A 6,228-nucleotide genomic window follows, 5' to 3' on the forward strand; every position below is an offset into this window, starting at 1 on the left:
AGAAAATCGCTCCGTTTGCGAGCAGACGCCGCTACGATTGCAAGCGCCTACAGCTATGAGCGCGGTGAAGGCGTCGCCCGAGCTGGTGGGGCTGGGGCAGGACGGGAAAGGGCAGGAGCGGTTCACCTCGCGCGAGATGATCGCGGTCGAGCAGCGGCTTGAGCGGGCCGCTGACAGGCTTGCAGAGCGGGGAGGGCATGGTCTCCCGGCAGCGGCCGTTAGGGGGGTGGCCGCTACCGGGAGTGATAGCCTGGTGCTGGGAACCCAGCAGGAAGCCGCGTTGGCGCATATCACCAGCCGGAACGATCTTTCAATCGTGGTCGGCTATGCCGGCACCGGCAAGTCGGCCATGCTGGGCGTGGCGCGCGACGAATGGGAGCGCGCCGGCTACACGGTGCGCGGTGCCGCCCTGTCGGGGATCGCGGCCGAGGGGCTGGAAGGCGGATCGGGCATCGCCTCGCGCACGATCGCCAGCCTCGAATATCAGTGGGGGCAGGGCCGCGAGCAGCTCGGGCCGCGCGACGTGCTGGTGATCGACGAGGCCGGGATGATCGGCACGCGCCAGATGGAGCGCGTGCTTGGCGAAGCCGAACGGGCCGGGGCCAAGGTCGTGCTTGTCGGCGATGCCGAGCAGTTGCAGGCGATCGAGGCGGGTGCCGCGTTCCGGGCGCTGGCCGAGCGGCACGGTGCCGCCGAGATCAGCGAGATACGCCGACAGCATGAGGATTGGCAGAAGGACGCCACGCGGGCGCTGGCGACCGGCAGGACCGGCGAGGCGATCCATGCCTATGAGCGTCATGGGATGGTCGAGGCGGCCGACACGCGCGAGCAGGCGCGTGCCGAGCTGGTGGACGGTTGGGACGCGCAGCGCCTTGCCGATCCGGACAAGAGCCGGATCATCCTCACCCACACCAATGCCGAGGTTCGCGATTTGAACCTGGCCGCGCGCGCACGCTTGCGTGACTCGGCTGCGCTTGGTCCCGACGTGGAGGTGAAGGCCGAGCGGGGCGCGCGGGAGTTCGCCAGCGGCGACCGCATCATGTTCCTCAAGAACGAGCGCGGGCTTGGGGTGAAGAACGGCACGCTGGGTAAGGTCGAGCGGGTTACGCCAGAGCATATGGCGGTCCGGCTCGACGACGGTCGATCGGTCGCGTTCGACCTGAAAGACTATGCCCATGTCGATCATGGCTATGCGGCGACCATCCATAAATCGCAGGGCGTGACGGTCGATCGGGCGCACGTCCTCGCCACCCCCGGCATGGACCGCCATTCGGCTTATGTCGGCTTGTCGCGACACCGTGACGGGGTGCAGCTCCATTACGGGCGCGACGACTTCGCCGATCAGCGCCAGCTTGTCCGCACCCTGTCGCGCGAGCGGTCGAAGGATATGGCGTCGGATTATCCGATGTATCGGGACCGCGACGCCGAGGTTCGTGACTTCGCCGATCGGCGCGGGTTGTCGGGCGAGATCCGCTTGCCGGATGCGCCCGAGAGGCAGGGGGTCGAGATCTTTGCGCCTCGCCGTGGATATTCGCGCGAAGTGCGTGAGGATCCACGGCCGATCAGCCGCGGCGATCAGGAGGCGAAGGCCGCGGGTGAGCGTCAGCCGCGGCGGGGCATGTTCGACGGATTCAAGCCGAAGCCGATCGAGCGACCCGCGCCGGGGCGTGTCCAGGGCGAGAAACCCAAGCGCGGCATGTTCGACGGGTTGAAGCTCGACGCGACGCCGGCGACGCCTTCGCCCGCGCGGGCCGATCGCGGCGAGGACCGCGCCTTCGCGCGCGCTGTCGAGCGGACCTCGCGCTCGGCCGAGGTGGTGTTGCAGGCGCGGGCATCGGGTGCGCCGATCCTTGAGCATCAGAAGGTCGCGCTCGAGCGCGCGATCCATGCGCTCGATACGCTCCGGCCGGGGGCTTCGGACGATATGACGGAGGCGATGAAGCGCAATCCTGAATTGCTGCGCGAAGCGGCGGCGGGGCGCAGCGGCCCGATGATCGAGGCGATGGCCCGAGAAGCCCGCGTGCGCGTCGATCCGGCTTTGCGCGCCGATCGGTTCGTGGAACGCTGGCAGGGCCTCAGCGCCGATCGGGACCGCCTCTATCGCGCCGGCGACATGTCGGGCCGGGAAAAGGCGGGGCAGGAAATGGCGGGCATGGCGAAAAGCCTTGAGCGCGATCCCCAGGTTGAATCGCTCCTGCGCGGCCGTAGTCGCGAGTTGGGGCTTGAGAGGGGCATCAACCAGAGCCGTGAGCTTGCCCGCGAGCTGACCCGCGATTTGGGGCTCGGCAGGGGCTTGGGGATGAGCCGGTAAGGAGAGGATATGGACGACGACCGCGAAGACATGGGCGAGGATGACGCGGCGCGGGCATTCGCCCAGCTTGGCCGCGAGGTGTCGTTGCTGCGCAGTGCCATCGAGGGACTGACGGCCGCGCGCGAGTCCATCGAGATACCCGATTATCAGCCGACGCTTGAGCGCACGGAGAAAATATTGGTGGCGCTCGCCCAGCGGATCGATCCCATCGCCAAAAGTCCGCTATTGTCGATGACCCCGGATTCCATGACGAGCCAGATCGCGACGGCGGCGAGCGGCGCGCGCCGCGAGGACGCGCGGCTTGTCGCCGAGGCACGCGCAGGGCTGGACAAGGCCGCCCGCGAGATCGGCAACCGGCTAGCATCCGCGCGCCGGGGCGACGAGCAGAACCGCTGGCTGGTGTGGGCCGGATTGGGCGGCGTGGTGTTGGGGATGTTGCTCTACGCCCTGGCGCAAATACCGCTCGCGCTTCTCGCGCCGACAAGCTGGCGCTGGCCCGAGCGCCTGGCGACGCGCGTTCTGGACGAGGGTAGCCCGTGGGAAGCAGGGCAACACCTGATGCAGACGGCCGCGCCCGAGAGCTGGGGCGTGATCGTCGCGGCGGCACCGCTCGCGGATGGCAACCGCGAGGCTATTCAGACGTGCCGCGAGAAGGCCGCCAAGGCCAAGAAGGCGGTGCGCTGCACGATCGACGTGAAGGCGGCGCAATAGGCATGGAGGTTTCGACCGAATTGGCCCAGTCGGCCCCAAGCTGCGATTTTGGCCAAGTCGGAGAACGTTTTGGGAACGTGGCATTCGGTATTGACGATGGAAATCATAGAAGAGGACAGTTCGCTCCATCATAGGGAGTGGGTTGATGGATCGGAGTATTCCGGGCGGGGATTTGATCGGACGATGGAGCCTGAGCTTTGCCGATATTGATTTTGTAAATTCGAAGCCGGCCCTGACGCGCCTTGGCCTCGCCGCACAGCTGAAATTCTTCGCTTCCCTGGGGTTTTTCGCGATCGATCCCGGCTCAATCCCTACCGATGGCCTCTCGTATCTGGCCGAGCAACTCGGTGTCGAGGCTGGCGAGATAGCCGGTTATGACTTTTCCAGTCGGACAGCACGACGGCATTGTGCGGAGATCCTGATCCATCTTGGATATCACCGCATGAAGCGGGTGGATCGCGCGCAATTGACGGAATGGATTGCTGGCGAGCTGTGCCCGGGCGGCCAGTCGATCAATGCCATGCTTGAGCATGTTTTCCTGTGGTGCCGGGACCGGCGTATTTATGGGCCGTCGCGCAAGGAGCTTGAACGTGTCGTTCGCTCACAACGGCAAGATTATCTGGACACCTGGCTGATCGGAGCCAGTGATCGGCTTTCGTCAGATGCGGTGGCGTTATTGGAAGCCTCGCTTGCCGATCCGGACAGCTCGACCGGATTCAACAGGATGAAGGGTGACGCCGGACAGGCAACGCTCGACAACATTCTCGACGTGACCGAGAAACTCGCCTTTATCCAGAGACTTGATCTTCCCCATGATCTCCTGACGGCTACGGGCAAGCCATGGGTCGATCAGATTGTTCGCCGCGTTGCCGGTGAAAAGGCCTCGGAGATGCGCCGGCATGCGCCGGCGCGACAGCTCGGCCTTTATGCGATTTATCTAATGTCGCGGGAGGCGCAACTCACTGACGCGATGATCGACCTGCTGATCGAAACCGTTCACAAGATCGGAACGCGCTCGAAACGCAAGGTGGTGGGCGATATCGCGAAAGACATCGAGCGGGTCTATGGAAAGGAGCGCCTGCTGGTCGAGATCGCCAGCGCCTCGATCAATGAACCATCGGGGCGCATCTGCGATGTCATTTTCCCGATCGCCGGTAAGGCCAAGCTGGCGGCGATCGTCAAGGAGAGCCATGCGAAGGGCGCTCTGGACCGGCGCATCTACAAGGTGATGCGTGGTTCCTGGGCCAATCATTACCGGCGCATGCTGCCAAGCCTGCTTTCCGTACTTGAGTTCCGGTCGAACAACGCGGTGTGGCGGCCGGTCCTGGCGGCCCTCGACTGGATCAGGAGCAAGGTGGATGGCGGATGCCGCTTCGTGCCATTGCAGGATGTTCCGATCGATGAGGTGATTCCAGCGCGATGGCGCAGTTCCGTCATTGATGACGATGGGCGGGTAAACCGGATCAGCTATGAGCTTTGCGTCCTGACGCAACTGCGCGACCGCATCCGCTCCAAAGAAATCTGGGTGGTCGGGGCGGATCGCTATCGCAATCCCGATGACGATCTTCCCAAGGACTTCGAGATCAGGCGAGATGCGTACTATTCCGGCCTCAGCCTGACGCCAGATGCGCAGGCGTTTTGCGCCTCGATCCGGGAGGAGCTTGAACGGGAACTGTTGCTCCTCAATGCCAATATTCCACAAAACGACAAGGTCCGGCTCCTGTGGCGCGGCGACAACCGGATATCGATTACACCGTTCAAGCCCTTGCCCGAACCGAAGGGTCTCGCTTCGATCAAAAGCGAGATCGGTCAGCGCTGGCCGATGACCGGACTGCTGGACGTGTTGAAAGAGGCTGCTCTGGACACGGGATTGATGGATGCTTTCGAAACGTCGGCCTCGCGGGTTACCCTGTCGAAAGCAGCCTTGGCTCAGCGTCTTTTGCTGTGTCTCTATGGCTTGGGCACGAACGCCGGGCTCAAGCGGGTCGCTGGCGCAACACCCGATGTCAGTTACGAGGAATTGCTGCATGTCCATCGCCGTTTCATCCACGCGCCAGCGCTGAGGGAGGCGTGCGCGCGGGTAGCAAACGCGACACTGGCAATCCGCAATGCCGCAGTATGGGGAGATGCGGGCACGGCATGCGCGTCCGATTCAACGAAGTTCGGCGCGTGGGACCGCAACCTGATGACGGAATGGCACGCCCGCTATGGCGGCCGTGGCGTCATGATCTACTGGCATGTGGAGAAGCGCGCGACCTGCGTTTATTCCCAGCTCAAGCGGTGCTCTTCCTCGGAGGTCGCCTCCATGATCGAAGGCGTGCTACGCCATTGCACCGACATGGAAATCCAGCGCCAGTACGTCGATAGCCACGGCCAGAGCGCAGTCGGCTTTGCGTTCTGCCGACTCCTTGGATTTGAGCTTGCCCCGCGGCTGAAAGCAGTGGCACGCCAGAAACTGGCCCTTCCCCAAGCCGGCATGCGCACGCGGCTTTCCAATTTACTGCCGATCCTCTCCAGCCCGATCGACTGGGACGAGATCGAGCAACAATATGACGAAATGGTCAAATATGCCGCTGCCATGCAATCGCGCACCGCCGATCCGGAAGCGATCCTGCTCCGGTTTGCCAGAGCCGAAGTGATGCACCCGACCTACAAGGCGCTGAGTGAACTCGGCCGCGCGGTCAAAACAATCTTCCTATGCCGGTATTTGCGTCAGGAGGCATTCCGCCGCGAGATCCACGAAGGGCTGAATGTGGTTGAGAACTGGAACGGCGCTAATGGTTTCGTGTTCTTCGGCAAGGGCGGCGAGATCGCCACCAACCGCATCCATGAGCAGGAAATCTCCGTTCTGGCGCTACACCTCCTGCAAGCGTCGCTGGTGTATGTGAACACCCGCATGCTTCAGACCGTACTGGTTGAGCCGAAGTGGGCGGGGCGGATGACGCCGGAAGATTATCGTGGTCTCACGCCGTTGATCTACAGTCATGTGAACCCTTATGGCCGCTTCGACCTCGACCTGAACGACCGGATTGATTTTGGACGGCTTGCAGCGTGAGGCGGCTGATCGGCCTATAACATTTGGGTACACCCCAGAGTGATAGGGCCGAGTGACACCATTCGTCTGTCACAAAAGGGTGGGTTTGCGCTCAATGTGACGATACACTGCAAGAGCCACCCTAATGTGACGGATTTTGCACTTGGCTCGT

At 63.4% G+C, this 6,228-nt stretch carries 3 protein-coding genes; all 3 read left to right on the forward strand.

The window, feature by feature from the left end:
* Positions 1 to 2,311 (forward strand): Ti-type conjugative transfer relaxase TraA (gene traA, locus M529_RS41655; RefSeq protein WP_051184084.1); only part of this gene is annotated, 2,311 nt, incomplete at its 5' end.
* A 9-nt stretch (positions 2,312 to 2,320) separates the two neighbouring features.
* Complete coding sequence (locus M529_RS41660) at positions 2,321 to 3,022, forward strand: DUF6118 family protein (RefSeq protein ID WP_021238843.1); 702 nt, start codon at positions 2,321 to 2,323, stop codon at positions 3,020 to 3,022.
* A gap of 145 nt (positions 3,023 to 3,167) precedes the next feature.
* On the forward strand, positions 3,168 to 6,077 hold the full coding sequence (locus tag M529_RS41665) for a Tn3 family transposase (RefSeq protein ID WP_021224283.1): 2,910 nt from the start codon (positions 3,168 to 3,170) through the stop codon (positions 6,075 to 6,077).
* The last annotated feature ends 151 nt before the right edge of the window (positions 6,078 to 6,228 follow it).

It is taken from the genome of Sphingobium ummariense RL-3 (genome assembly GCF_000447205.1).
In the GTDB taxonomy this organism is placed as follows: Bacteria; Pseudomonadota; Alphaproteobacteria; order Sphingomonadales; family Sphingomonadaceae; genus Sphingobium; species Sphingobium ummariense.

Bases quoted from the DNA above. Each gene is read 5' to 3' on its own strand.
- M529_RS41660 (WP_021238843.1), top strand. From the start codon at position 2,321: ATGGACGACGACCGCGAAGACATGGGCGAGGATGACGCGGCGCGGGCA.
- M529_RS41665 (WP_021224283.1), top strand. From the start codon at position 3,168: ATGGATCGGAGTATTCCGGGCGGGGATTTGATCGGACGATGGAGCCTG.